Annotated in this window: 23 protein-coding genes and 1 CRISPR repeat array; of the genes, 6 read left to right on the top strand and 17 right to left on the bottom strand. The window is 29.0% G+C overall.

Annotated features, from left to right (window positions below):
* Positions 1 to 4 precede the first annotated feature (4 nt).
* The 10 genes from BFN48_RS10280 to BFN48_RS10235 all read right to left on the bottom strand — a co-directional run bounded on the left by BFN48_RS10280 (position 5) and on the right by BFN48_RS10235 (position 10,829).
* Positions 5 to 1,243, bottom strand: a complete 1,239-nt coding sequence (locus BFN48_RS10280; protein ID WP_069650816.1) for a CdaR family protein — start codon at positions 1,241 to 1,243, stop codon at positions 5 to 7.
* Positions 1,224 to 2,057: a diadenylate cyclase CdaA gene (gene cdaA, locus BFN48_RS10275; protein WP_069650815.1), complete on the bottom strand. Its 834-nt coding sequence runs from the start codon at positions 2,055 to 2,057 to the stop codon at positions 1,224 to 1,226. Before cdaA ends, BFN48_RS10280 begins: the two co-directional genes overlap by 20 nt.
* A gap of 93 nt (positions 2,058 to 2,150) precedes the next feature.
* On the bottom strand, positions 2,151 to 3,353 hold the full coding sequence (locus tag BFN48_RS10270; protein WP_069650814.1) for a CapA family protein: 1,203 nt from the start codon (positions 3,351 to 3,353) through the stop codon (positions 2,151 to 2,153).
* An 88-nt stretch (positions 3,354 to 3,441) separates the two neighbouring features.
* Positions 3,442 to 4,155, bottom strand: coding sequence for a PrsW family intramembrane metalloprotease (locus BFN48_RS10265; protein ID WP_069650872.1), 714 nt, complete (start codon positions 4,153 to 4,155; stop codon positions 3,442 to 3,444).
* A 262-nt stretch (positions 4,156 to 4,417) separates the two neighbouring features.
* On the bottom strand, positions 4,418 to 5,026 hold the full coding sequence (locus BFN48_RS10260) for a DUF5317 domain-containing protein (RefSeq protein ID WP_069650813.1): 609 nt from the start codon (positions 5,024 to 5,026) through the stop codon (positions 4,418 to 4,420).
* A complete protein-coding gene (locus tag BFN48_RS10255; protein WP_069650812.1) occupies positions 5,016 to 6,308 on the bottom strand; it encodes an HD-GYP domain-containing protein in 1,293 nt (430 codons plus the stop codon). Before BFN48_RS10255 ends, BFN48_RS10260 begins: the two co-directional genes overlap by 11 nt.
* 236 nt (positions 6,309 to 6,544) lie before the next feature.
* A complete protein-coding gene (locus tag BFN48_RS10250; RefSeq protein WP_069650811.1) occupies positions 6,545 to 7,174 on the bottom strand; it encodes a hypothetical protein in 630 nt (209 codons plus the stop codon).
* 149 nt (positions 7,175 to 7,323) lie between these two features.
* Positions 7,324 to 7,875, bottom strand: coding sequence for a rubrerythrin family protein (locus BFN48_RS10245; RefSeq protein WP_069650810.1), 552 nt, complete (start codon positions 7,873 to 7,875; stop codon positions 7,324 to 7,326).
* 111 nt (positions 7,876 to 7,986) lie between these two features.
* Entirely contained in the window at positions 7,987 to 10,500 is a 2,514-nt protein-coding gene (locus tag BFN48_RS10240; RefSeq protein ID WP_069650809.1) for a CoA-disulfide reductase, read from the bottom strand.
* A gap of 92 nt (positions 10,501 to 10,592) precedes the next feature.
* Positions 10,593 to 10,829 carry an ArsR/SmtB family transcription factor gene (locus BFN48_RS10235; protein WP_278287338.1) on the bottom strand — a complete coding sequence of 79 codons (237 nt, stop codon included), beginning with the start codon at positions 10,827 to 10,829 and terminating at the stop codon, positions 10,593 to 10,595.
* Positions 10,830 to 11,299: 470 nt separating this feature from the next.
* Here BFN48_RS10235 and BFN48_RS10230 point away from each other — a divergent pair, with 470 nt between their 5' ends.
* Both BFN48_RS10230 and BFN48_RS10225 read left to right on the top strand, forming a co-directional pair.
* Positions 11,300 to 12,505, top strand: a complete 1,206-nt coding sequence (locus BFN48_RS10230; RefSeq protein ID WP_242863261.1) for a DUF1576 domain-containing protein — start codon at positions 11,300 to 11,302, stop codon at positions 12,503 to 12,505.
* A gap of 1 nt (position 12,506) precedes the next feature.
* Complete coding sequence (locus BFN48_RS10225; RefSeq protein ID WP_069650807.1) at positions 12,507 to 12,848, top strand: hypothetical protein; 342 nt, start codon at positions 12,507 to 12,509, stop codon at positions 12,846 to 12,848.
* Between the two features lie 31 nt (positions 12,849 to 12,879).
* Here the strand turns inward: BFN48_RS10225 and BFN48_RS10220 are convergent, their stop codons facing one another.
* Both BFN48_RS10220 and arsB read right to left on the bottom strand, forming a co-directional pair.
* On the bottom strand, positions 12,880 to 13,281 hold the full coding sequence (locus BFN48_RS10220; protein WP_069650806.1) for an arsenate reductase ArsC: 402 nt from the start codon (positions 13,279 to 13,281) through the stop codon (positions 12,880 to 12,882).
* A 34-nt stretch (positions 13,282 to 13,315) separates the two neighbouring features.
* On the bottom strand, positions 13,316 to 14,377 hold the full coding sequence (gene arsB / locus BFN48_RS10215; RefSeq protein ID WP_069650805.1) for an ACR3 family arsenite efflux transporter: 1,062 nt from the start codon (positions 14,375 to 14,377) through the stop codon (positions 13,316 to 13,318).
* Between the two features lie 307 nt (positions 14,378 to 14,684).
* On the opposite strand from arsB, the gene BFN48_RS12180 reads away from it, so the two are divergent.
* From BFN48_RS12180 to BFN48_RS10205, 3 genes are read left to right on the top strand one after another with little or no spacing between them, the layout of a single operon-like run.
* On the top strand, positions 14,685 to 14,828 hold the full coding sequence (locus BFN48_RS12180; RefSeq protein ID WP_083238906.1) for a spore coat associated protein CotJA: 144 nt from the start codon (positions 14,685 to 14,687) through the stop codon (positions 14,826 to 14,828).
* Between the two features lie 19 nt (positions 14,829 to 14,847).
* Positions 14,848 to 15,099 carry a spore coat protein CotJB gene (locus BFN48_RS10210; RefSeq protein ID WP_069650804.1) on the top strand — a complete coding sequence of 84 codons (252 nt, stop codon included), beginning with the start codon at positions 14,848 to 14,850 and terminating at the stop codon, positions 15,097 to 15,099.
* A 14-nt stretch (positions 15,100 to 15,113) separates the two neighbouring features.
* Positions 15,114 to 15,686, top strand: coding sequence for a manganese catalase family protein (locus BFN48_RS10205; RefSeq protein WP_069650803.1), 573 nt, complete (start codon positions 15,114 to 15,116; stop codon positions 15,684 to 15,686).
* 89 nt (positions 15,687 to 15,775) lie between these two features.
* Here BFN48_RS10205 and BFN48_RS10200 read toward each other — a convergent pair whose 3' ends face one another.
* Positions 15,776 to 17,404: a methyl-accepting chemotaxis protein gene (locus BFN48_RS10200; RefSeq protein ID WP_069650802.1), complete on the bottom strand. Its 1,629-nt coding sequence runs from the start codon at positions 17,402 to 17,404 to the stop codon at positions 15,776 to 15,778.
* 145 nt (positions 17,405 to 17,549) lie between these two features.
* Between BFN48_RS10200 and BFN48_RS10195 the strand changes: the two genes are divergently transcribed.
* A complete protein-coding gene (locus tag BFN48_RS10195) occupies positions 17,550 to 18,056 on the top strand; it encodes a flavin reductase family protein (RefSeq protein WP_069650801.1) in 507 nt (168 codons plus the stop codon).
* Between the two features lie 97 nt (positions 18,057 to 18,153).
* Positions 18,154 to 20,714: a CRISPR direct-repeat array (repeat unit 29 nt; unit sequence CTTTACATTCCACATAGTTAATATAAAAC).
* A 402-nt stretch (positions 20,715 to 21,116) separates the two neighbouring features.
* Here BFN48_RS10195 and cas2 read toward each other — a convergent pair.
* From cas2 to BFN48_RS10175, 4 genes are read right to left on the bottom strand one after another with little or no spacing between them, the layout of a single operon-like run.
* Positions 21,117 to 21,380 carry a CRISPR-associated endonuclease Cas2 gene (cas2, locus tag BFN48_RS10190; RefSeq protein WP_069650800.1) on the bottom strand — a complete coding sequence of 88 codons (264 nt, stop codon included), beginning with the start codon at positions 21,378 to 21,380 and terminating at the stop codon, positions 21,117 to 21,119.
* 1 nt (position 21,381) lies between these two features.
* Positions 21,382 to 22,365, bottom strand: coding sequence for a type I-B CRISPR-associated endonuclease Cas1b (gene cas1b / locus BFN48_RS10185; RefSeq protein WP_069650799.1), 984 nt, complete (start codon positions 22,363 to 22,365; stop codon positions 21,382 to 21,384).
* Positions 22,366 to 22,367: 2 nt separating this feature from the next.
* Positions 22,368 to 22,886, bottom strand: coding sequence for a CRISPR-associated protein Cas4 (cas4, locus tag BFN48_RS10180; RefSeq protein WP_069650798.1), 519 nt, complete (start codon positions 22,884 to 22,886; stop codon positions 22,368 to 22,370).
* Between the two features lie 14 nt (positions 22,887 to 22,900).
* Entirely contained in the window at positions 22,901 to 25,072 is a 2,172-nt protein-coding gene (locus BFN48_RS10175) for a CRISPR-associated helicase/endonuclease Cas3 (protein WP_083238894.1), read from the bottom strand.
* Positions 25,073 to 25,088 lie beyond the last annotated feature (16 nt).

Below are 25,088 nucleotides of genomic sequence, written 5' to 3'. Positions count from 1 at the left end.
ATGTCTAAAAAGTTGAATTTTCAGTTGTTTTCTTTTTTAAATATATTTTTAAAGTTTTTGGATTTGATTTTATTATTTCAACTTTAGAAGGTTTTTTTATTTCTATATCTACATTATGAAGTCCTTCTTTTAAATCAGTAAGATCAACGCTTAATTCTATATCATCTTTTGTTAACAGATTCATAGTGCTTTCAACAGCTACAAAAGTAACTGTTAGCTTTTGCTCAGATTTATTTTTATCAATTTCTAACTCTGGATCTAAATTGTTAAAGCTAATCTCATCTATATTAAACTCGAACGTCTTTTCAACTTTCTTTTCAATTTCTACTGTAATATTTACTGAATCATTTTCATCAACTACTTCAATTCCCTCAGGTAAAACCAAAGGAGCAATTTTTCTTATACTTTTAGCAATATAATCGACATTTACAGGCTCTGTTTCTATTGCTTTTATATCTTTTATTACTTCTTCTGAACCTCTAATTTTTATATAGTCAGGTTCTGAAATAACATTTATTATTTCATATCCTATTAAAGGACTACCTATAATTTGTGGTTTAATTGGAACATCCTTCATCTTTAATATAGGTATTTCTACATCTACAATATTTGGTTCTTTAGTAATACCCTCTACCTCATTACCTCTATCATTTACAGCTTTCAAAGGTACGCTTGTAATTATATCTTCAGTTGAATTATCTAAATTTACATATGCAATAACATTTGTCACTGAATTAACCCATGTTCTCGGTCCTTTGATATAAACTGTACTTGGCTTTACTATTCCTTTTCCTGCACTATATCCTATACCTTCTTTTCCTGTTAATCTCAACATAATAGGTTTTTGTTTCTGCACAATCTTATCAAATTTAAAAACAGCCTGTTTAGGGTAATAATCTTCTACTTCTATTCTACTATCATGAGTTCTTACTTCAATATCAACTCTATGAGAACCCTCTTTATATCCACTCAAATCAGCCTGTGCTATTATATCATCTGCAGTTATATCTATTAATTCTTTTCTTCTACCAGATAGTTTAACTTTTACTGTTACCTCTTTAGGCTCCATAAGAGTTATGCCTGAAAGCTCTAAAGTATCAAGATTTATCAGTTCTACTTTAATATTTTCGATTTCTTTCGTTATCTTGGGATTTACATCACTCATAACATAAGTCCACAATATAACTGCAAAAAAAACGGCTATTATTTTTATAGTAATATTCCTATTCTTGATTCTCGCCATTTTTTATCCTCCATTTAACAAATAGTCCCCGTCTCATTTCATTAGTAATGTAAATATCCTCTAATATTTTTTCTAAAGTTTTAATATCGACGTAACGAGAAAGTTTACCATTATCAGCAATTGATATAACCCCTGTTTCTTCTGAAACTATTATAGCCAAAGCATCTGACTTTTCAGTTACCCCTAGTGCCGCTCTATGTCTTGTACCTAAATCCTTGCTAAGATTCATATTTTCAGTTAATGGCAAAAAGCAGCCAGCAGCTTTTACAATATCATCTTTTATTATTACCGCGCCATCATGTAGTGGCGTATTAGGTATAAAAATATTAATCAAAAGACCACTTGATACTTTTCCATTAATCAAAGTACCTGTTTCTGCTACTTCATTTAAACCTGTAGTTCTTTCTAACACTATTAAAGCTCCTATTTTCTGCCTTGATAAAGACGCTACAGCTTCTAATATTTCATTTATAATGTTTCGAATGTTCTCATCCTCTATTTCAATGATGGTTTTTGTTAAAAATCTGCTTCTGCCAATATACTCTAATGCTCTTCTTAATTCTGGTTGGAAAACTATAAGGAGAGCTATTACTCCAACTGTCATAGTTCTTTCAAGAATCCAGTTTATCGTAAATAATTGCAACCACTCACTTATCTTTGTAGCAACTAGTAAAACTATGATACCTTTAATTAATTGCTCCGCTCGTGTCTCTCTAATAAGCATAAAAAGCTTATAAAAAGCAAAAGCCACTATAGCTATATCTATAATATCTCTTATTCTAATATTTATAAATAATTCCTTTAAAAACTGCATTTTAACACCCCTGGTTATTTTTCTCCCTAAATAAAATTATACAATATATATTATTTGGTATAAATACATAAACAATATTTTGGGTATAGTGCTCTATTGTAGTTTGCTTTGATTAATTGTACTCATTGTAGCTTTATAAGATATTTTCAACTTATTTAACAAATTTTCGGTAATTCCTTCTACTTCTCCATTTAAATAATCAATTATAGGTAGAATTTCATATTTATATTTGCCATCAGATAAATATCTATTTACCCAAGTAGGAATATATTCTACATTTTTTATTCTCGTGTTATTTTTTACAAAATCTTTTTCCAAGCAAATCTTAACTATTACACCATCTTCAGTATATCTGTTTTTTATAGTTTCATATCTTTGATTAGAAATAAAGTTACCCATTGAATATATCACATATTTCACTTGTCCATTTATTGTTTTCAACTCAGCTTTTTGTATAACATGAGGATGACTGCCTAATATAATGTCTGCTCCCCAATCAAACATCTTTTCTGCTAATGAAAGTTGGAATTCAGATGGTTTTCTCTGATATTCGTTCCCCCAATGAATAATTACTACCACAATATCCGCTTGTTCTCTTGCAAAACTTATATCCTCTTTAATCTTATCTTCATCTATAAAGTTAATCATGTATTTTAATTCTTCTTCTGATAGTCTTGATTCAAGTCCATTACAACCATAGGTATATGACATAACAGCAACCTTAATACCTTTGACATCTTCAATAAGCACTTCTTTTACAGGTTCTTTATATGTTCCAACATTTTTTAGTCCAAATTCCTGTATGTTTTCTATAGTTTCAACTAATCCTTCTCTGCCTACATCTAAACTATGATTGTTTGCTGTTGATAGGATATCGAATCCTATGTCTTTAAGTGTTTTTATAGCTGATTTGGGAGTATTGAAAGTAGGATAGCCTTTAAAGCCGTGTTCTGGACCTGCAGTTACTGTTTCAAAATTGCCTATAGCTAAATCTGCATCTTCAATATATTTTTTTACCAATTTAAACATATCATCAAAATTATATTCTCCATTTTTTACGTCCAGTGCACTTTTTAACTGAGGATTGTGAAACATTATATCTCCAGTTGCCACAATAGTCACTTGAACCTTATAATCTTGTTTAAGCTGCATTTCTAATACTTCATCAGGCTTTTTATAATATACAACTGTACTTTTAGGGCTTGTCTTATATTTATCTGTAATATACCCTGTTAAAAAAAGTGAAACAAATAAAAAAAATGTAGAAATACTCAAAATTAATCTTTTTCTTTTCATATAGGTCACCTTTTTATTGTTTTATAATCCATAGGAAATTATATTCCTAATTCTATTTTAAACCTTTTATTCCTGTTTGTTAATTAAATTATTTTTCTTTATTTATTCTATTAAATCTTTCTCTTGATTCAGTTATATATCTGTTTAATTTAGTCTGGCTGTTTTTCCAAATATATATTAGATACGGAATAAATAATACTGCTAAAATTGGTATTCTAGACATTAATATAAAGTCAAATATGCCATGAATAATAACTGGTATAAATAAAGATTTTTTTAGATTCAACTCTTTTTCTGTCAAATCATTTGTAAATTTTGATATAGAAAGATAATAACCCATAGTTACTGCAAAAATTGCATGAGCTGGTACTGAAAGTATCCCTCTGTATAGACCAACATAAGAGTTGTAGCTAAACCTGAAAACTACATACATAACATTTTCAACAGTAGCAAAACCTAAAGCTGAAAATATAGAATATACAATACCGTCAAGCTTTTCATCAAAATATTTGCTATTATATACAAGTCTTAGTACTACTTCTCTTTTGAAAAACTCTTCTGTAAAACCTGCAACTACAAATGCTGTATAAAATGCACTTAGTATCCCAGTAAAAAAATTAAAAGAAGCTAAAAACCTTTCTACTATAATAGTCGGAATTACAGATAAAGCTCCAAATATAAATGTTTTTAATAAAAGAGATATAGGTTCTCTATCATATCTATCACTGAGATAAACTGCATATGCAATTGATATAGCAGGAGTTATAGCTATTATAAAAAGTCTTACTAACAAATCTTTCATCCTTTCAAAATATATGCACATATTTATTTATATTATTAACAATAAAACCTATGTTATACTTTTCTACGAAAATAGTTGGTACTAGGTACTTGGTACTGGGTACTTGGTGCTGGGTGCTGAGATTAGAGAATGGGGGACAGGGATGTAAAATTATTTAGCAGCTGACAGTAGATTGTAAATTGTCAATTGTTAATTATCAATTGTTAATTGTAATTTGTGTTTTACAGCATTAAAAAAGAGAGTATTCCTACTCTCTTAATTCCTAATTTTTCTTATATTCAAATTTTATCATTTTACTCTTTTTTGAGAAAATCCTCTTCTTAGTCATTGCTTCTTGTATAAAGAAGAATATCCCAAGACCTAGAAAGATATCTCCTATACTTATCATTTTAGGAAATGGATATGGCTTTATTAATGGTATAATATCTCCTAAAATAGGAAGTCTAGTAGAATCAGTTATTAATGTATGCGTTATAATCATATCCTTTTTTAGCATCTCTAGATTAGAAATTAAATTTGCCGCTTTTAATCCTTCAGGTGATACAGGCATTCTGCCACCGTTTGCAACAATAACTATAAAATTAAGAAGTGTTCCAATAAAAACTAATATCATAGATTTGTTTTTAAAATTAAGTATAAGTCCAATAAAGATTAAAATATAAGATAAACTGTGTATATAAATAAAATATTTATCAACAAAAGTACTTATTACTCCAAAATTTTTTATTTTTAAATACACACTTGCAAATTCAATTATAAAACCTAAAACAAAAAGATACCAACCTCTAATCTGTATTTTACCGATATTTTCTAGTTTTCCCCCTCTAACCTTACCTACAACTAGAGAAGTTGCCATTGACTCAATTAACATTAGTTAGCATCTCCTTCTCCTCTTCGTTTCTCATTACCTTCACAAACATCTTGGCAAATTCTGGATCAAACTGCGTTCCAGCATTTTTTTCAATCTCACTAAGTGCTACATCCTTTGACAATGCCTTTCTATAAGGTCTATCAGATGTCATTGCATCATATACATCTGCTATTGCAAGAATTGCTGCTTCTACAGGAATTTCATCCTCTTTAAGTCCATCAGGATATCCTTTTCCATCATATCTTTCGTGATGATGTCTTACTATATTTGAAACTTCTTTTAAGAAGTTAACTCCTTTTAATATTTCAGCACCTATTGATGGATGCTCTTTTATTTTCTGATATTCTTCATCAGTAAGTTTGCCTGGCTTCTTTAATATTTGGTCGTCAATACCTATTTTACCTATATCATGCAAAATTGCTGCATTTTTTATATTTTCAATTTTCTTGTCTGAAAGATTTAATGCTCTAGCTAACTTAACTGCATACTTTCCCACTCTATCAGCATGACCTTTTGTGTATGCATCTTTTGCTTCCATCGCATTTGTAAGAGCTTGAATAGTCTCCATATAAACATGCTTCATATCCATATACAATTTGAATGAATATCTTGCTAATAATAATGGACCAAAAAATAATACTACTGCAAAAGCACCATATGAAATATAAGCTAAAGCAATAATTACACCTAATGTTCCTACTGCTATTAAATTAGGTATTATACCTCTAATATTTTTTTTCCAAACATCAATAAATCTTTCATTACTAAGCAAAGAAATCAATATCGACATAATCATAGTGTTCAACAGTACATATATAGACAAAGCAGCTATAATAGGTAAAAAAGCAAGTACAAAACTGCTCTTTCCAAAAACTCCGCCAAGCGTAGTATAAACAATTCCCGATATGCCTATGTTAATTATACTTTGAGAAACATTAAACATCGTTTTATAAAAAGGTGTATTAAATAAATGCATGTACCCTCTATCAGGTATTTTTAAAACCCTAAAAAAGAAGCCAAAAGCTGTAATTATAGCTGCAAATAAAGGCCCCCCTATCATTATAGATGCTAAGCTTATAGCAAATCCAACAGAAACTCCTCCTGAACTTCCTGGTATAAATATTAATAAAGACTCTGTAATTATCGCTAAAATTGACCAGAAAATTATTGTGGGTAAATCATAAACAATATCATATGTATTTATTAATAATTTCATAAGTAGACCTGATAATATTATTACTAAAGCTATAAATAATTTTAGTTTAAACGGCAACTTCTTCATCTTTCTCCTCCTTATCTTAGGCCGGCTTTAACTACATTATACCCAAGAAATATTTGCTCCACTAGCTAATACTAAAGCTAATAAGCTTACTAATACCATTAATACTTTTTTCATCGAATATAGCCCCCTTTATGATTTTTTCTGTTGGTTCGCTATTCCAACAGGCTATACTCGCTTCGCTAAAGAGAAAAAAAGTGTTTAAGTAAGTTTAAAGATAAAAATAAAAGTTAGCCGGCCTAATTACCACTGTAATGTCTAATAATACTTCTATTTATTGCATCTAATGTTGCCTTTACCACTGCTTCTTTTTTGTCCCTATTGACAAAAGCACAACCTGATAGCAGCTTTTCATGGTTAGTAGTAACAAAAGTAATAGCTGAAACTACAACCTCTCGTCCTGCTAACCCAACAGTTTTTATATCCTCAAGTATGAAGTTGTCTTCAATTCCTAAAAATTTCTCAACTGCCTTTAACGCAGCAGTTCCTAGAAGTCTTTGAGAGTTTGAAACAGTATTTACTCCTGAGACTTCTCCTTCAAAAATCTCTTCATCTTTTTCTAATATAACTTTAATATTTGCTCTTGTCCCTGATGTCGAAAACTCAATTGTCTTTAATTTTAATCTAAAATCCTTATTTTCAGCTGCTCTTTCATCAATTTGAGCAATACTTATTTTTTTATGATCTATATCTAAACCAAATCTTGATATTAAACCTGACTGTACATCTCTAGAAACCTGTTTTGGACTTCTTTTTGTATCAGAAAGTATATGTACCTCTTGAATGTTACCGTTTTCATCGGCAACGATTTTACATGAAAGAACAGATTTAATTTGACTAATAAATTGTTCTATATCCTTTATAATCATACCATCACCTTCGCTTATTTTTTTGCACTAAGTTATTTATTCTACAAGATATTGTTTTTTCCTTTATTTTTTTTGCTTAAATTATTAAAAAAAATTAAAAACATCCCAAAGTGGGATGTTTTTGGATATTTTTTTGTTGTTTTTTAACATTATTTACCAAAAGTTTTAAACTTTTCGATTTTAGCACCACAAATCGGACATTTTTCAGGAGCCTCTCCTTCTACAGTATAACCACAAATTTCACATACATGTAAGTCACCAAATTCTACATCTTTTCCAGAATCTACAGCTTCTTTTGCTTTAGTAAAAAGAGCTGCATGTGTTTTTTCTGCCTCATATGCATATTGCATTGAAATTGTAGCTCTCTTCTCTCCTTGCATTTTAGATACTTCTATAAAAGCAGGATACATCTGCTCAACTTCAAAATTCTCTCCATCTATAGCTCCTTGTAAATTTTCTGAAGTACTGCCTAATCCAAATCCAGCTCCTGCAGTAACTGAAAAATCACCTTTTTCATCTTTTAAAGCCTTAAAATGACTTGTAGCATGAATTTCTTCAGCGAATGATACCGCTCTAAATAATCTTGCTACATTACTGAATCCTTCCTCTTCTGCCTTAGCTGCCCATACTTTATATCTCATATGAGCTTGACTTTCTCCGCCATATGCTGAACGTAAGTTTGATGCTGTCATTGCATTCATATTTACATACCCCCTACCCTAGTTTTTCTTGTCCGATTTATTAATACCCCCACATAAAATCTTTAAACAACTTTTTAAATTAAAAGAGGGAACAAAGTCCCTCTTTTAATACTAAATAAATAAGTTAACATTTGATTCTTCAGCTGCTCCTAGATAACTAGCAACTCCACCAATTTCTACACCATCTATTAACTCTTCTTTAGTTATTCCCATTACATCCATAGACATATTACATGCAACTAATCTTATACCTTGCTTCTTAGCTTGTTCTATTAATTCTTCTAATGAAGAGATATTTTTCTTCTTCATTACACTTCTTATCATTTTAGCACCCATGCCCATCATGTTCATTTGTGATAATTTTAATTTTTTACTTCCTCTTGGCATCATCATACCAAACATTTTATCCATAAAACCTTTTTCTACCTTTACCTTTTCTGGTTTTCTTAGTATATTAAGTCCCCAGAATGTAAAGAACATTGTAACCTTTCTACCCATAGCAGCCGCACCATTTGCAATTATAAATGAAGCTATTGCTTTATCTAAGTCTCCACTAAATACAACTATTGTCTTACCGTCATTTGCAGTCTGTACTACATTATTATTTTTGCTATCTTTAACAACAATGTTTCCACCTGTACCCTTTCTAATAAAAGCTACAAACTCTTTTGGTCTTTTTTCAGTCTTTATCAAAGTATTGCCAGTTCTTTTACACCAAGTTTTTATATCATTCACAAAACCAGGATCTGTCGCAGTTACTTCCAGAATATCTCCATTTTGTAATGTCTTCATTTTTTCATATACCTGCATTATAGGTCCCGGACACTGAAGGCCACAAGCATTTAACTTTATAGTTTTTCCTTCTAGATTATTTACATCTATTTCTTCTGGCTCGCCACCTTCATTAAAGTCTACATTTGAGTCACAAGTAACTCCTCCGCATTTCGAAGCTCCATCTTCATCTTGACAGAAGATACAACTATAAGTTGTATATCCTCCACTTAAATTCTTAACTTTCTTAAAGCCATTTTGTTTTAAAATTCTAGCTGCTAGATATCCTCTAAGTCCTATAGCACAATATGGGATTATTAATTTTTCCTTATCTAATTCATCCAATCTATTTCTTAACTCATCTAATGGTATATTAATTGAACCTTCGATATATCCTAATTCTCTTTCAATTTCATCTCTAACATCAAGTATAATCACTTCATTTTTATCTAATTTTTCTAACTCATTGCACATAATAACATCTACGTCTCTTTTTAGTATGTTCTCTGCTGTAAAACCTGCCATGTTTACAGGGTCTTTTGCTGATGAGTAAGGTGGTGCATAAGCAAGTTCTAATTCTTTAAGGTCGTAAATTGTACCTCCAAATCTTATTGCAGATGCAATAACATCTATTCTCTTATCTACACCATCATAACCTACTATTTGAGCACCTAATACTTTTCCTTTTAAGTTGAATATTAATTTGATAGTCATTGGTATTGCTCCAGGATAATATCCTGCATGTGATTTTGAATGTATAAGCGCTATTTTATAGTCTTTACCATATTTCTTGCCCATTCTATTCAATATCTTTTCATTATTACCAGTTGAAGCAACTGTTAAATCAAATACCTTTGCTATTGAAGTACCTTGTGTTCCTTTGTATTTTTCTTCTCTACCTGCTATATTATTTGCTACTATTCTACCTTGTTTATTTGCAGGCCCAGCTAGTGGTATCATAGTCTTAGAGCCATTTACAAAGTCAACTACTTCAATTGCATCTCCTATAGCAAAGATATTTTTATCTGATGTCCTTAGATACTCATCAACAATTATTCCGCCTCTTTGGTTGACCTCAAGACCACACTCTATAGCTAATTTACTGTCTGGTCTTACACCAATTGCAAGTATTACTATATCTGCATCTAAAGTCTTACCACTTTGAAGCGTTACTTTAGTTACACCATCTTTATATTCAAATTCCTTAACTCCATCTTTTAGATATAATTTTACGTCTTTAGATTTAATATGTTGATGTACAATCTGAGCCATATCAAAATCAATAGGGCCCATAACTTGGTCTGCCATTTCTACAATAGAAACTTCCAAACCTCTATCATAAAGGTTTTCTGCCATTTCTATACCGATAAATCCACCACCGACAACTACTGCACGCTTAGGCTTCTTATTATCTACATATTCTTTTATTGCATCTGTATCAGGTATATTTCTTAAAGTAAATATATTAGGTGAATCAATACCTGGAATAGGTGGTTTAATTGGGCTGGCACCTGGAGATAATACTAAATAATCATATGATTCCTTATATACTTTTCCGCTGTTTAAATCTTTTACTTTTACTTCTTTTTTCTCTCTGTCTATTGATAATACTTCGTTTTTCACTCTTACATCGATGTTAAATCTTGATCTCATTTTTTCTGGAGTCTGAACTAGTAAAGCATCTCTTTGCTCAATTGTACCGCCAATATAATAAGGCAAACCACAGTTTGCAAATGAAATATGCTCACCTTTTTCAAACATAATAATTTCAGCAGTTTCATCAAGTCTTCTCAATCTAGCTGCCGTAGAAGCTCCTCCAGCTACACCGCCTACAATTAAAACTTTTTTTGACATAAAAATTCCTCCTCATTAATCTTTTTATTAATATATATTAATAATCAAATTATATTGTTAAAAAAAATACAAAATCAAGCATAAAAAACAAACTAAAATATTGCTTTTAAAATTTTCCTAACATCTTCATTAACTAAATAGTATTTAATTTCTACACCATGTCTCCTGCCTTCAACAACACCAGCTGCTTTTAATTTTGCTAAATGTTGTGATATTGTTGATTGAGGCATATTTAAACAATTTTGCATTTTAGTTACATTACATCCTTCTTCGTCTAAAAGTCCTTTAACTATACATAATCTTACTGGGTGTGCAATAGCCTTTAATATATCGGCTTTTTTAGTTAATTCTTCAATTTGATTTACTACTTCTTTTATAAGTCATCACCTCATTCTATCTATATATTTTAATATTACAATATATAAAAAAATTTGTCAATTTTTTTCTAATTCATAAGAAATTATATTCCTTATTAAACCAAAACTAATTTAAAATATAATTTCCATTCATGGATTTCAACAAAATTTACCTTATAGTTTATTAAAATTAAGATTTTGTTATATTTATATTGTTATATTTATGATAAAATAGTATAAACACACCTAAGTTTGATTTAGCACTTCTTAAGTTCTTTCATTCCTCTAAAAAACTAAATCATATATATTGCAAACTTTTTCTTACAAATTATGTATATTAATCCCTACTTTTTTGATAGATTTTCAAAGAATAATACTTGGAGGTGATTTTACTGAAAAAACTAAATTTTAATAAAATAGACATAAAAACTAAACTGTATATAATGCTTATACTGCCAATTTCATTTATATTACTGGCACTTATTATTGATACTCCAACTAATATAGTAAATGGAATTTTCAAGATAATAATTCATCCAGATATTCTTATAACAGATTATATTAAAGTCGGTGGTTTAGGTGCTGCTTTAATTAATTCCGCTATCCTTACTCTAGTGAATATTTATATTATATGGAGACTTAAAATAAATATTAATGGACCAGTTATATCAGCTATTTTTATAATTATGGGTTTTGCTTTTTTCGGGAAAAATATTTTTAACGTTTGGCCTATTTATATTGGAGGATATATTTATTCTAAATATCAAAAAACAAATTTCAAAAATGTCATATTGATTACTATGTTTGCAACTGCATTATCACCTTTAGTAAATGAATTTGCTTACGGTTTAAATCTTCCTGTACCTATTGGCATACTATTAGGTATTTTGGTAGGAATATTAGTTGGATTTATAATTCCTCCACTTTCAGCACATATGCTAAGAGTACACGATGGTTACAATCTATATAACATAGGATTTGCAGCAGGTTTTATTGGAACAATAATTATGTCTATTATGAAAAGTTATGGTTTCACTGTCGAGAATAAAATTATACTTTCTAATGAATATGATATGATTTTAAAAGTATTTTTTACTATATTTTTCTTAACTTTAATCATATTAGGTTACCTTTTTAACAATAAAAGTTTTAAAGGATATAAAAGACTCATTTGGTTTACTGGAAGGCTTATTACAGATTTTACACAGCTAACAGGCTTTGGTTTAACTTTAATCAATATGGGCTTAATGGGACTCATAGGTATAATTTATGTTATAATAACAGGTGGGGTAATTAATGGACCTGTTATAGGTGGATTATTAACTCTTGTAGGTTTTTCATCTTTTGGAAAACACCCTAAAAACTCTATACCAATTCTAATAGGTGTCTTAATAGGCAGTATTTTAATTACTAAAGAAGTAAACCCAACTATTTTAGTAATCACTGGTCTATTTGGAACTAGTATGGCTCCTATTTCAGGAACTTACGGTTATTTGGCAGGAATGCTTGCTGGATTTGTTCATTTATCTGTAGTAATGAATGTAGGATATCTTCATGGAGGAATTAATTTATATAATAATGGTTTTTCAAGTGGTATTGTTGCTACTATACTAGTACCAATTATTGATGCCTTCAAGAAGGAGGATTAATATGAAACATGAGATAAAAAGAATATCAAAAATTCTTGATGAGTTAATTACTTTCTGTTTTCTCCACGGTACTAACAACATGAATATATCCTTAGAAAATCATAAAGATTATTTTAAAATACATCTTGAAAGTGATAATATAGATTGTAATGACGTTAGAGTTCAGCAGCTTAAAGAACTTTTAAACTACCCAAGACAATCAGAAGTAGAAGAATATTATTGGGAATTAGCTGGTGAATGTGATAGTGACACAGAACTTACACTTGTAGGAATGATGGTGGATAAAGCAGAAGTAAGTTTTGACGGAACTTCTCTATCTATAACTTTATATAGGAATAAATAAAACATAAATTAAAAGAGGGATATTAAATCCCTCATATTTTTTTACTCTTCACTCTTTCTATAAGGTCTTCTACCTTTTCTTTAATAATATCTCTTGTTTTTCTAAATTCTTCTATAGGGCCGCCAGAAGGGTCTTCAAGCCCCCAATCCTCACTATGGTCACATGGCACATAAGGGCATACTACACCACAGCCCATAGTTATTAAGATATCTATTTTTTCAGGTATATCTGATAAAAGTTTAGGATAATGGTCACTCATGTCAATTCCCACTTCTTCCATAACTTGAACTGCTTTAGGCTTAACTTCTGGATACTCTTCTGTCCCTGCTGAATATACCTCTAATACATCTTTACCTAAATGCTTTGCCCAAGCTTCTGCCATTTGTGATCGACAAGAATTATGAACACAAACAAAAGCAACTTTTTTCTTCACTAAAATTCCTCCTCAGATTATTATAGATATTTTATTACCAAGAATGCTTAAATAAATGTTTTGTCTTATTTGCTATTCTAACAAGTGTTAACATAAGTGGTACTTCAACTAATACACCAACAACTGTTGCTAATGCTGCACCTGACTCTAGACCAAATAGTGATATTGCTACAGCTACTGCTAATTCAAAGAAGTTACTTGCTCCTATCAAAGATGCTGGTGCTGCTATATTATGTGGTAATTTCCATGCCTTTGCCCATCCATATGCAATAAAAAATATAAAAAATGTTTGAATTATAAGAGGTATTGCTATAAGTCCTATATGGATTGGATTATTAATAATTACTTCCCCTTGGAATGAAAAAATTATTATCAATGTTAACAATAACCCTATAATAGTAATATTGTCAAATTTTTTTAGAAATACATTTTCAAAATATTCCATACCTTTTTTTCTAATTATATACTTTCTAGATAGATAACCACCAGCTAATGGAATTACTACAAACAATATAACTGAAAGAATCAAAGTATCGTATGGTACTGTTACATTACTGACTCCAAGCAAGAATGCTACTATTGGAGTAAATGCAAATAACAAGATTATATCATTTACTGCAACCTGAACCAATGTATAAGCTGGATCTCCTTTAGTCAGATGACTCCATACAAATACCATAGCTGTACATGGTGCTGCTCCTAACAAAACTGCTCCTGCTAGATATTCTGAAGCTAAACCAGGTTGTATTAATGATTTAAAAACAACTTTCAAGAAAAAACTAGCAATTAAATACATAGTAAATGGCTTAATAAGCCAGTTAGTTACACATGTTACAGTTAAGCCCTTTGGTTTCTTAGTTGCTTTAATAATACTTGAAAAGTCTATCTTTAACATCATTGGATAAATCATAAGCCAAATAAGTATAGCAACTGGTATTGAAACTTTAGCATATTCAAATTTGCTTAGCACTTGTGGAAATACAGGAAATAATTGACCTATTGCCACACCTATTATTATACATAATGCTACCCATATAGTCAGATATCTTCCAAAGAAATCAAGCCCTTCGCTCTGTTTTTTTACTTTCTGTGTCATACTGTCCCTCCTGTTTTTAAATAGATATATTTAAATGTATCTATGTATAGGTTAACATATGACAAATTTACAAGTCAATATGATTTTTTTAAGTACAAACTTTGAACAAAATCCTCTATTTAAATAAATTATAAGGTGGATTTTGCCTATATCCATTACGGAAATTATATCTAAAATTATCCACAATTTAACGAGGTATAATAATTTCCTATGGATTATAAGAAAATATAGCATTAGTCACAGATATGCTTAAAAAAACGTAATATATTACTACAAAATATATTTTTCAGGAGGGGTAATAGTGGACATGAAAAAATATCCTTATTATGAACTTGCTAAAGCATATATTCCCTATCAGATAATGGGTAAAATATATTGTCCTGAAGAAGCGTTAAAGAAAGGAACTATTTTCCCTGAACTATATATGCCATATAAACCTGTTAAGAAGTAATAATTTGGAGGTGTTTTTTGTGGATTCTAACCAATTGGATATGCTAAAAGAAATAATGGAAATATGCTTTTGCTTAACTGATATAAACTTATACCTCGATACCCATCCAAACGATGAAAGAGCTGTAGCTCTTCACAATACTTTTTCAAGGAGATATAAAGAACTTACAAATATGTATAGCATGAAATATGGACCTCTAACTAATTACGATTTAAGTAAATATCCATGGGAATATACAAAAAGCCCTTGGCCATGGGAAATAGAATATTGATAGGAGGTTAAATTATGTGGATTTACGAAAAGAAGCTACAATATCCAGTTAGAGTAGATACTTGCAATCCAACTCTTGCAGCTATGATATTAGAGCAGTTTGGAGGTCCAGATGGTGAACTTTCAGCAGGTATTAGATATTTAACACAAAGATGGGCAATGCCTACTGATCAAGCAAAAGGTATTTTAACTGATATAGGAACTGAAGAGCTTGCACATTGGGAAATTATAGGAACTATCGTATGGAAACTTATAAAAGACGTTCCTATAAAAGATATAGAAGGTACTCCACTTGAAGCTCACTATGTAAATCATGGTAAAAGCCCATTCCCTCATGATGCGTCAGGATATGCTTGGACTGCTACATTTATACAGTCTAAAGATGATCCTATAGCAAATCTTCATGAAGATATGGCTTCTGAACAAAAAGCAAGGGCAACCTATGAATATTTAATCAATATTTGCGACGATCCTGGCGTAAAAGATGCTTTAAGATTCTTAAGGGCAAGAGAAATTGTGCACTTCCAAAGATTCGGTGAAACATTAGATATTGTACAAGAATGTTTGAATAGCAAAAAATACTATTAAACTTCTTTTGTAACTAAATAACCCCTTAAAGTAGATAGCATAAAAACAATAATCTACTTTAAGGGGTTTTATTTGCATAATATTTAACTTTAAAGTTTTACATCACCAACAACCACACCATTTACTTGTCCGTTAAATATTATAGGAATAGCAATTGTCACACAGTAGTCATCTGTCATAATAGAAATATAAGGTTTAGAAATATATGAATTACCCATTATAGCTTCTTTAAAATAAGATCTATGAGCTAAATTATCTACATCAATAGCTATAGTAGAACCTTTTACATCTCCTTTAGAATCTAATACAACAACTACTTCAAAAAGTTTATCATATTTCCTACTTATATTATCAATAAAGTTTCGTGCCTTTTCTTCATCTTCTGGATTATCTAATCCATACTCTATTGTTGAATCTTTCAGAATTTTTTCAGCATCCTTTATTCTCTTCTCATCATCTTTACTAATTTTATAGCTACCTTCAATTTCTCTGATAAATTCAGTTAATTCTTTTGACATGTTAGTCAACTTTTCTACTGACTTAGAAATTACCTTAACCAAATTCACTTCTTCTTGAGTAGAAGCATTTATTTCTTCCATTCCTGCTGCAGTCTGCTGTGTAACCGCAGATATTTCTTCCATAAGTTCATCTACTTTACGGGCATGTGAAATGCCACTTTCCGATAGTTTTAGTATCTCTTCTGTAGAATTTAAAGTAGCATCAGATGTCTGTTTAACTTTATCAAACAATTCTTTAAATTCTTCAGCATACTGCACGTTCTTTTTCATATCTGTAACCTGCATCTCAATATGCTCAGCTATACGATCTATTTTTTGAGATATATTTTCTACTATCTGTCTTATTTTAGAAGCAGATTTTTCTGATTCCTCTGCTAATTTCCTAACCTCTTCAGCTACCACTGCAAATCCTTTACCTACTTCTCCAGCTCTTGCTGCTTCTATTGCTGCATTTAATGCTAAGAGATTTGTTTGCTCACTTATTCCACTAACTATAGCTATTATGTCCTTTATTTCCTTAGCATCACGATTCAAATTCTCTATTTCAACAGCTAATTCAACATTATTTTTTTCGCTATTCTCTAAATTATCAATTAATCCTTGAAGTTTTTCTCCAGATTCGTTTATCTTTTCTTTCATTTCTCTTGTTATAGAATATGTATCCTCAGCAAAGTTGGCAATTGTCTGAGAACTTTCAACAATCTGCATAGTACTATTTTTAGTATTCATAGCCCTTTCAGCTTGAAATTCAAGTCCCTGAGAAATTTCATTTATAGTTGTTGATATTTCTTCAATGGATTGACTTACTACCTCACAGTCTTTTGCTATACTCCCAGAATAAGTAGAAACTTTATCTGAAGCAACTAGCATTTTTCCTACTAAGCTTCTAATATTAGCTATCATCTTGTTTAATGATACTACCATCTCTTTAAATGTTTTATCGTAACCATCTTTTATAGTTTGAGTAAGACTGCCTTGTGTTACTCTATTTAATAATTCACTAGATTTCACAACATATGCCTTTTGAAACTTTCCCATTAGCAGTGTAAATCCATAAGGAATTACTAAAGCTACTACAACTATTACTGCAAGTTCAAAGCTTGTCAATTCTGCAACGTAATTACTTCCTGTTATTATCCAAGGCATCGCCATACCCAGTAGAAATACTATGAATGCTGTAATAAAAAATTTTAATTTCATTTAAATCCCTCCCCGCTTTAACTTAAATAATTCGACTTTATTCTAAAAATTCCTTCAATTTATCATTCTAATAAGTAAAACTTTAAATGCTGAATAAAAATAAATATTATATAATGGTAGAAAGAATTTATAGGAGGGAATTCAAATGTATAGAGATATAGCTTACTACGAATATTCAAAAGAGATGCTTAAACAACTACCAAAAGGAGCTTTTTTAACTGTTAAACACGAAGACAAGATTAATACAATGACTATAGGTTGGGGAAATATAGGATTTATTTGGAACAAACCAATTTTCACAGTAGCTGTTCGTTATTCAAGATATACATATGAGCTTTTAGAAAAAGCAAAAGAATTTACTATAAGTGTTCCTTTAAATAAAGACTTGAAAAAGGAGTTAGCTTTCTGTGGTACAAAATCAGGAAGAGATTTTGATAAATTTAAAGAGTGTAATTTATCATGCGAAAATGGTAAAGTTTTATCAACCCCAATTGTTGGAGATTGTGAATTGCATTATGAATGTAAAGTAGTCTATCAACAAGCTATGGAACCAGCACTAGTTAATGAAGATATCAAACAAAAATATTATCCGAACCAAAACTACCATATTCTATACTACGGTGAAATAGTTGCTTGCTATATAAAAGAATAAAATAAAGGTAGATGATCAATTCATCTACCTTTATTTATATTTTCTATATCTAATGCAAAATAAACTACCCTTATACTTGTTATGAAGAATGTTACAAATTTACATTCCACATAGTTAATATAAAACGTAAATTTATCTCTTTTAGGCCTATCTACATATTTGCACTTTACATTCCACATAGTTAATATAAAACCATATAATTTAAGTAGGTCTTAAGTCTTATTTTTAAAACTTTACATTCCACATAGTTAATATAAAACTGAACTCAATAACTAGTTTTCTATCTTCTGTTAGCCAGCTTTACATTCCACATAGTTAATATAAAACATCTGCCTCACTCTGTAACCTTTTAGTGAACTCATCAAGCTTTACATTCCACATAGTTAATATAAAACGAAGGAAATGAGTATAATGCTGAAGATGCTTATAATTTCTTTACATTCCACATAGTTAATATAAAACTAGGTGCTTTTAGGTATGTTGTAGGAGATACTATTCTTTACATTCCACATAGTTAATATAAAACTAATTATTTAATGATACTTCGAGGTTTAAGAACCGAATATCTTTACATTCCACATAGTTAATATAAAACTGTTAAGTATGGCGACAGTATAGACGTAGTCGTAGGATACTTTACATTCCACATAGTTAATATAAAACTCATCCATCCATTTATCAAACTGTTTAGTTCCTTCTTTCTTTACATTCCACATAGTTAATATAAAACTAAAAACGATATTTCAAAACCATATCTGACCTTTGTTCTCTTTACATTCCACATAGTTAATATAAAACACCACCTGTTTTTGCTTCTGAAAATATACCTACCATTCTTTACATTCCACATAGTTAATATAAAACTAAAAACGATATTTCAAAACCATATCTGACCTTTGTTCTCTTTACATTCCACATAGTTAATATAAAACTAGAGGTAGCTTTAAGAATCATTCTTGCTTCTAAGTTTCCCTTTACATTCCACATAGTTAATATAAAACTTTTTCTATCAATCTTGCCACATTTTCTTCTATAATCTTTACATTCCACATAGTTAATATAAAACTATTCTGCCTGGTGCCAATGACCTAATGCTAGAATATCTTTACATTCCACATAGTTAATATAAAACATTTAACTACATAATATCTATCATGTGGTTTACCTATCTTTACATTCCACATAGTTAATATAAAACAAACAATTTGATAGAGCAAGTAAGATACTAAAAGAAAACTTTACATTCCACATAGTTAATATAAAACTTACTGAATCATAAGGGAAATATATTTTTTCAATTACTTTACATTCCACATAGTTAATATAAAACCATCCAAAACATTGTTAAAATATTCAGCACCCTCTAACTTTACATTCCACATAGTTAATATAAAACTGCTTTGTGCGTGTGACTTTATCAGGTTTTTTCTCACTTTACATTCCACATAGTTAATATAAAACGCACTTCCTTGGGGATTAGACCAAGTTGATGTAGTATTCCTTTACATTCCACATAGTTAATATAAAACATAATAGCCCCCTCTCTTTCACATCTTTTCACATCTTCTTTACATTCCACATAGTTAATATAAAACGAATAAATAATGTTAATGAAATAGAGAAGCCTTACGAACTTTACATTCCACATAGTTAATATAAAACATAGACTCCAACCAACTAACTGCTTGAGCATCATTCACCTTTACATTCCACATAGTTAATATAAAACTGACATATTCAGTAGCAGTAAGAGCAGTCAATATTTACTTTACATTCCACATAGTTAATATAAAACTGACATATTCAGTAGCAGTAAGAGCAGTCAATATTTACTTTACATTCCACATAGTTAATATAAAACACAGGTTAGGGAATATAAAAGGGAAATAAGAGCAGCCTTTACATTCCACATAGTTAATATAAAACTTATAAGGGTAGAAATTTAGTTCGTGATGGTGGAACTTTACATTCCACATAGTTAATATAAAACTGATATTGTAGATAAGAATGTAAAGAAAATTTTGTTTACCTTTACATTCCACATAGTTAATATAAAACGTTAATTCAACAGGTAATAATGATTTAGATAGTATTATCTTTACATTCCACATAGTTAATATAAAACTTAGATATAGAAGGACTGAATGTAATAGAAAAACCCCTTTACATTCCACATAGTTAATATAAAACAGGTAAAGCATTATTTGGACCAAATGTCGGTAAGAAACTCTTTACATTCCACATAGTTAATATAAAACTGTTACCAGATTATAACCCTGAATTGGAAGGTTTCACCTTTACATTCCACATAGTTAATATAAAACAAATAGATATGTTTGTTAGTGAAGTGAATGCTTTAGACTTTACATTCCACATAGTTAATATAAAACTTAAATATAATTCAAAAGTATTAGAACGAGATGGAGATACTTTACATTCCACATAGTTAATATAAAACCTATAGGTGAAGATCATGCAACAATTTGGCTAAAAAACTTTACATTCCACATAGTTAATATAAAACTCAAAAACTTTACTATCAATATTAGTTGTATAATTTGCCTTTACATTCCACATAGTTAATATAAAACAAAGGACAGTTTACTAATGCAATAGGTTTTAAAAAAGTCTTTACATTCCACATAGTTAATATAAAACCCCATTTTTATAATAGCTACTTATAAGAAATTTAAAAGTTTACAGCATATTTTAATTTAATTATAATTAGTATTTTTGCAGTAAAGTTGCGATAGTGTTTTTTGTAAGATAAATTAATGACCTTTTGATTAAGATATTTCTTAAGTTTCATAGCTTTTTTAATTAAAATTACTTTACTGCAACCTTAAAATTTCTCAATTATGATTTAAAACAAAATCCTAAAGTACTTTTCAAAAACTTATTTAATAAATCCCATCATCTATCATATCATTATACTAAAAATTATGGTTAGAACAAAATCTTCGATTTAAATAAATTATCAAGGAAGATTTTACCCATATCCATAAGGAAATTATATTTAAAATTATCCACAATTTAATTAGATATATAATTCCCTATGAATTATAAAAAAATATCATCAAAACTTTTATCAATACCAATTATTTTTTTCTTTATATGACTAGATGTCCTAATTTCATAAATATAAAGAGAATCTTCTTGCTTGTTTAAAATTTTATTTACCTCATAAAGACACTTTTTCAGTTTTCCTTCCGTTATTTCCCCTTCAAATACTGAATTTTGTGTCCAAATTAAATATTCTTTTAATTTTTTTCTAACTTTATTAACCCTTTTCTCTCCAACATCATATGTAAGTATAACAAACATATTACCACCAAGCCTTTAAAGGTTTATATTCTTCATCGCCTATGAAATGTTTAATAAGCTTATAACATTCTAATCTTATAAACATTCTATAAGATACTTTTCTTTTCAATTTTCTGTGTTTTATAGTTGTACCTAATTTTCTTTCATACTCTGAAATAAATTTCTTTCTACCTTTTTCATTTAGATAACATATTCCTTCCTCTATATCAAATTCATCAAATGTTATTACTCTATTATTTACTAAACTAAATATTACTGTATCAACAATTAAAGGTTTAAATATTTCTGAAATATCTAATCCTAATGAAAATCTTTTAACTGATGGCTCGTGAAGGAAACTTATCGTTGGATCTAGCTGTGTTTTATATATTTCAGACAATACAGTTGTATACATCAAACTATTTCCAAAAGATATCATTGCATTTACTGGATCAGTTGGCGGTCTTTTTTCTCTTTTCTGAATACCAAAATCTGATTTTAATATTTTATTGAATGACTTGTAATAACTTTTTCTTATTCTCCCCTCTATCCCCATTAATTCATCTATTCTTTGTGCTTCTTCTATATTTTTTCTCTCGTTTTGAATTCTCTCTATTAAATCCTCTATTCCCTCTTTATGTCTTCTCATATTTTTAAGAATATGATGAACAGCACTGTCTACAAATGCTTTTGCTATATAAAGTCTTTTTTCATAATCATTGTAATGATTTGCTTGATTTACTACTGTAAAACCCGAAACATTCTTTTTCCTTGGATAATAAGTGCCAGAATAATAACCATAATAGTTGTAAAAGCTAAGCATTATTCCGTACTGTGATAAATAGTTTATAAGTTTAGAATTTAAATCTATTTCTCCAAATAAGTGAATACAGTTTATCTGTTCAATAGGTAATGTTCTTTTATTTTCTAAGCAATCTATAAAATATATTGTATTATCTTTTCTTTTTAATCTTCCATTACTAAATATATAAAAATCTCTTGACATAGCTACACCTCCTCTTTAACAAAACAAAACTCGTAGTATGCACATTTCGTGCAATATGGTAATTTAACTAATTCAGGAGGTTTTCTTTTTTGTGAAATTTCTTTAATGTCAATTAAAGTTTTTTCGATTTCCCTCTTATATTCATCAGTTAGTTCTATTTCTTCTTGTCTTTTCTCTTTTACATAGTTTATTAATCCTTTTTTCTTTATTCCTAAACTATCTAAATAATACAAATAGTACATAAGCTGCATTTTATCCGCTTTTGTCATCTTACTACTTATTTTCACTTCTCTTACATAATCATTATCTAAAATATCTATTTTTAACATATCATCTATTAATACTTCTTTTTTCTTTAATCTTTTATAAGAGTTTTCATGAACTAATTTACCTATCATTACTCTATCGCTATTTTGTTCCATGGTTATTCCTTTTGAGTATAACCATAGTTTCCTTTTACATATATAATAGTAATTTACTTTTACTCCTTGAACTTTAAAATTATCTAGATTAAATTCCATTACATCACCTTACCTTACAATATATTTGCAAGCTCTTGTTCTATAAGTATACCTTTACCGCATATCTTTTTTTCATCAAACTCATACTTTCTCTCTAATATTCCTATATATTCTAATCCTTTTATATTTACTTTAGTTACTTTGCCTTTTGCTTTATAGATCGGAATACTTACTGTCTTTCTCATAATCTTTCTTCTAATCTCTCTTTTTTTATCTCTATTTTTTTCGTTTTTAAACTGATTAATTAAATCTTGTATGTTATCATATATTTCTCTAGGAACAACTGTCACACTCTGTATATCTCTAAGTATTTTCTGAGCTTCTTTTGAATTAATATCATAATCATCTATATTATCTAAAAAAGTTAAAGCTTTTTCGAATTCTTTTACAAACTCTGTACTCTGAAGACTTTCTCTAGAATATAATTCTTCAACCATTTTTACCTTGTCTTTTTCAGTCAATTTTTTCATATTATATTTTTTTATCTTTTTATAGCTTAATTCAAAAATATCCTTATCATAAATGCTTCCTATACCTTTAACATCTTTTGTATAAATATAAACATTTGGTTCATTCATATCATATTCTCTTTTTCTATAACACCTTCCTAATCTTTGGAACAAACTATCTAATGTTGACAATTCTGTAAATAAATAATCAAAATCCACATCTATAGATGCTTCTACAAGCTGAGTTGTAATCCATATCCCTTTTAAGTTTTTATCTTTTGCAAAATCTTTTATTTCATCTTCTAATTTAGCTCTATGTTCTTGTATAAACATAGAATGTAATAAATATATTTTCTGTAATTTACCTTTTCTTCTACATATATAATCATATATTTCTATAGCTCTATCTACCGTATTTACTATCACTATTACCTTACTATTTTTCCCTTTCTCAATAATCTCATCAATATCTTCATAAATTGCTTTTTCTTTCACACTTATCTTATGTCTTATTTTACTACTTAGAAATTCTCTAATTACAAGATCTTTTTCTTGTATTATCCCTCTATTTCTCAGATAATCTATATATATTGTGGGAAGAGTAGCTGTCATAATCATAAATTTTCCGCCTATTTTATATATCATTTCTAAACCTTTTAATATAACTGCAGCTATACTTGGCTTATATGCTTGTATTTCATCTATTACTACCTTTGAATAAGCCATTGTTGCATATATTTTTTCATACCCTCTATATTTAAATGGAAATTTTAAAACCTGGTCTATCGTAGAAAAATTCAATTTACTTGAAAGCATCTTTGATTGTTCATATATTTCTTCCCAATTTTCGTATCCTGATTCATCAAGATAATCTAAACTACTTGAATGCAATAATCCAACATAACTATATCCAATATCCTTCCTAACTCTATCGAACAATGCATTAATACTTACTCTTAAAGGAAGTGTAAAAAAGGCTTTGTCATTATCTATCCATAAAAGAGCAGATTCAGTTTTTCCAATACCAGTTGAAGCTATAATTATTAAATTTCTATCCTTATTTTTTAATGCAAATTTTTGTAAATCCCTTAAACTAAATTTCTTACTCTTCATGTATCTCAAAGTATATTCCCCAACATTCTTATGCCTATCAACTTCTACATCTTGATGAGCAGATGAAGAATGATCTATTCTATGTAATAATCCCTTTACTAAAACATACAAATAATAAAAATTATCATCTGTTTTTATTCTTTTTATTAATTTTGATACATATTTAGTCCCTATCTTGTCAGCAATTTCAATATCCAATTCAGTTTTTAATACTTTTATCGATTTTTTTAAATCTTTATCTATTATTTCCTTGATTTTATCTATATCAATTTCCTTATCCCTTTCATGATGATACCCAATAGATTGTATTAATATCTTCATTTCATCTTTATTAATATTAAGTTTATTATATGGAATAAAAGCAGGTGATAAATAATTATGAGGTATATCATATGAAATAGGTTCAGATAAAAGCTGTAATCCTATCTTTTTTCTTATTACATTTTGAAATGGTGAATATACCTTACCTACATCATGATATTTAACAGCAATTAATAAGAGTTTCCACATTATTTCATTATTCAATTTATCACTATATAATTTCTTTAGATTCTCATAATTTCTTATTAGCCTATCTGTATGCTCTTTTAAACCTTCTACTGGTTCTGATTTTGCATAAATCATTATAGATCCCTCCAAA

This window comes from Caloranaerobacter ferrireducens (genome assembly GCF_001730685.1).
GTDB classification, from domain to species: domain Bacteria; phylum Bacillota; class Clostridia; order Tissierellales; family Thermohalobacteraceae; genus Caloranaerobacter; species Caloranaerobacter ferrireducens.
This window is presented reverse-complemented; position numbering and strand designations above follow the sequence as displayed.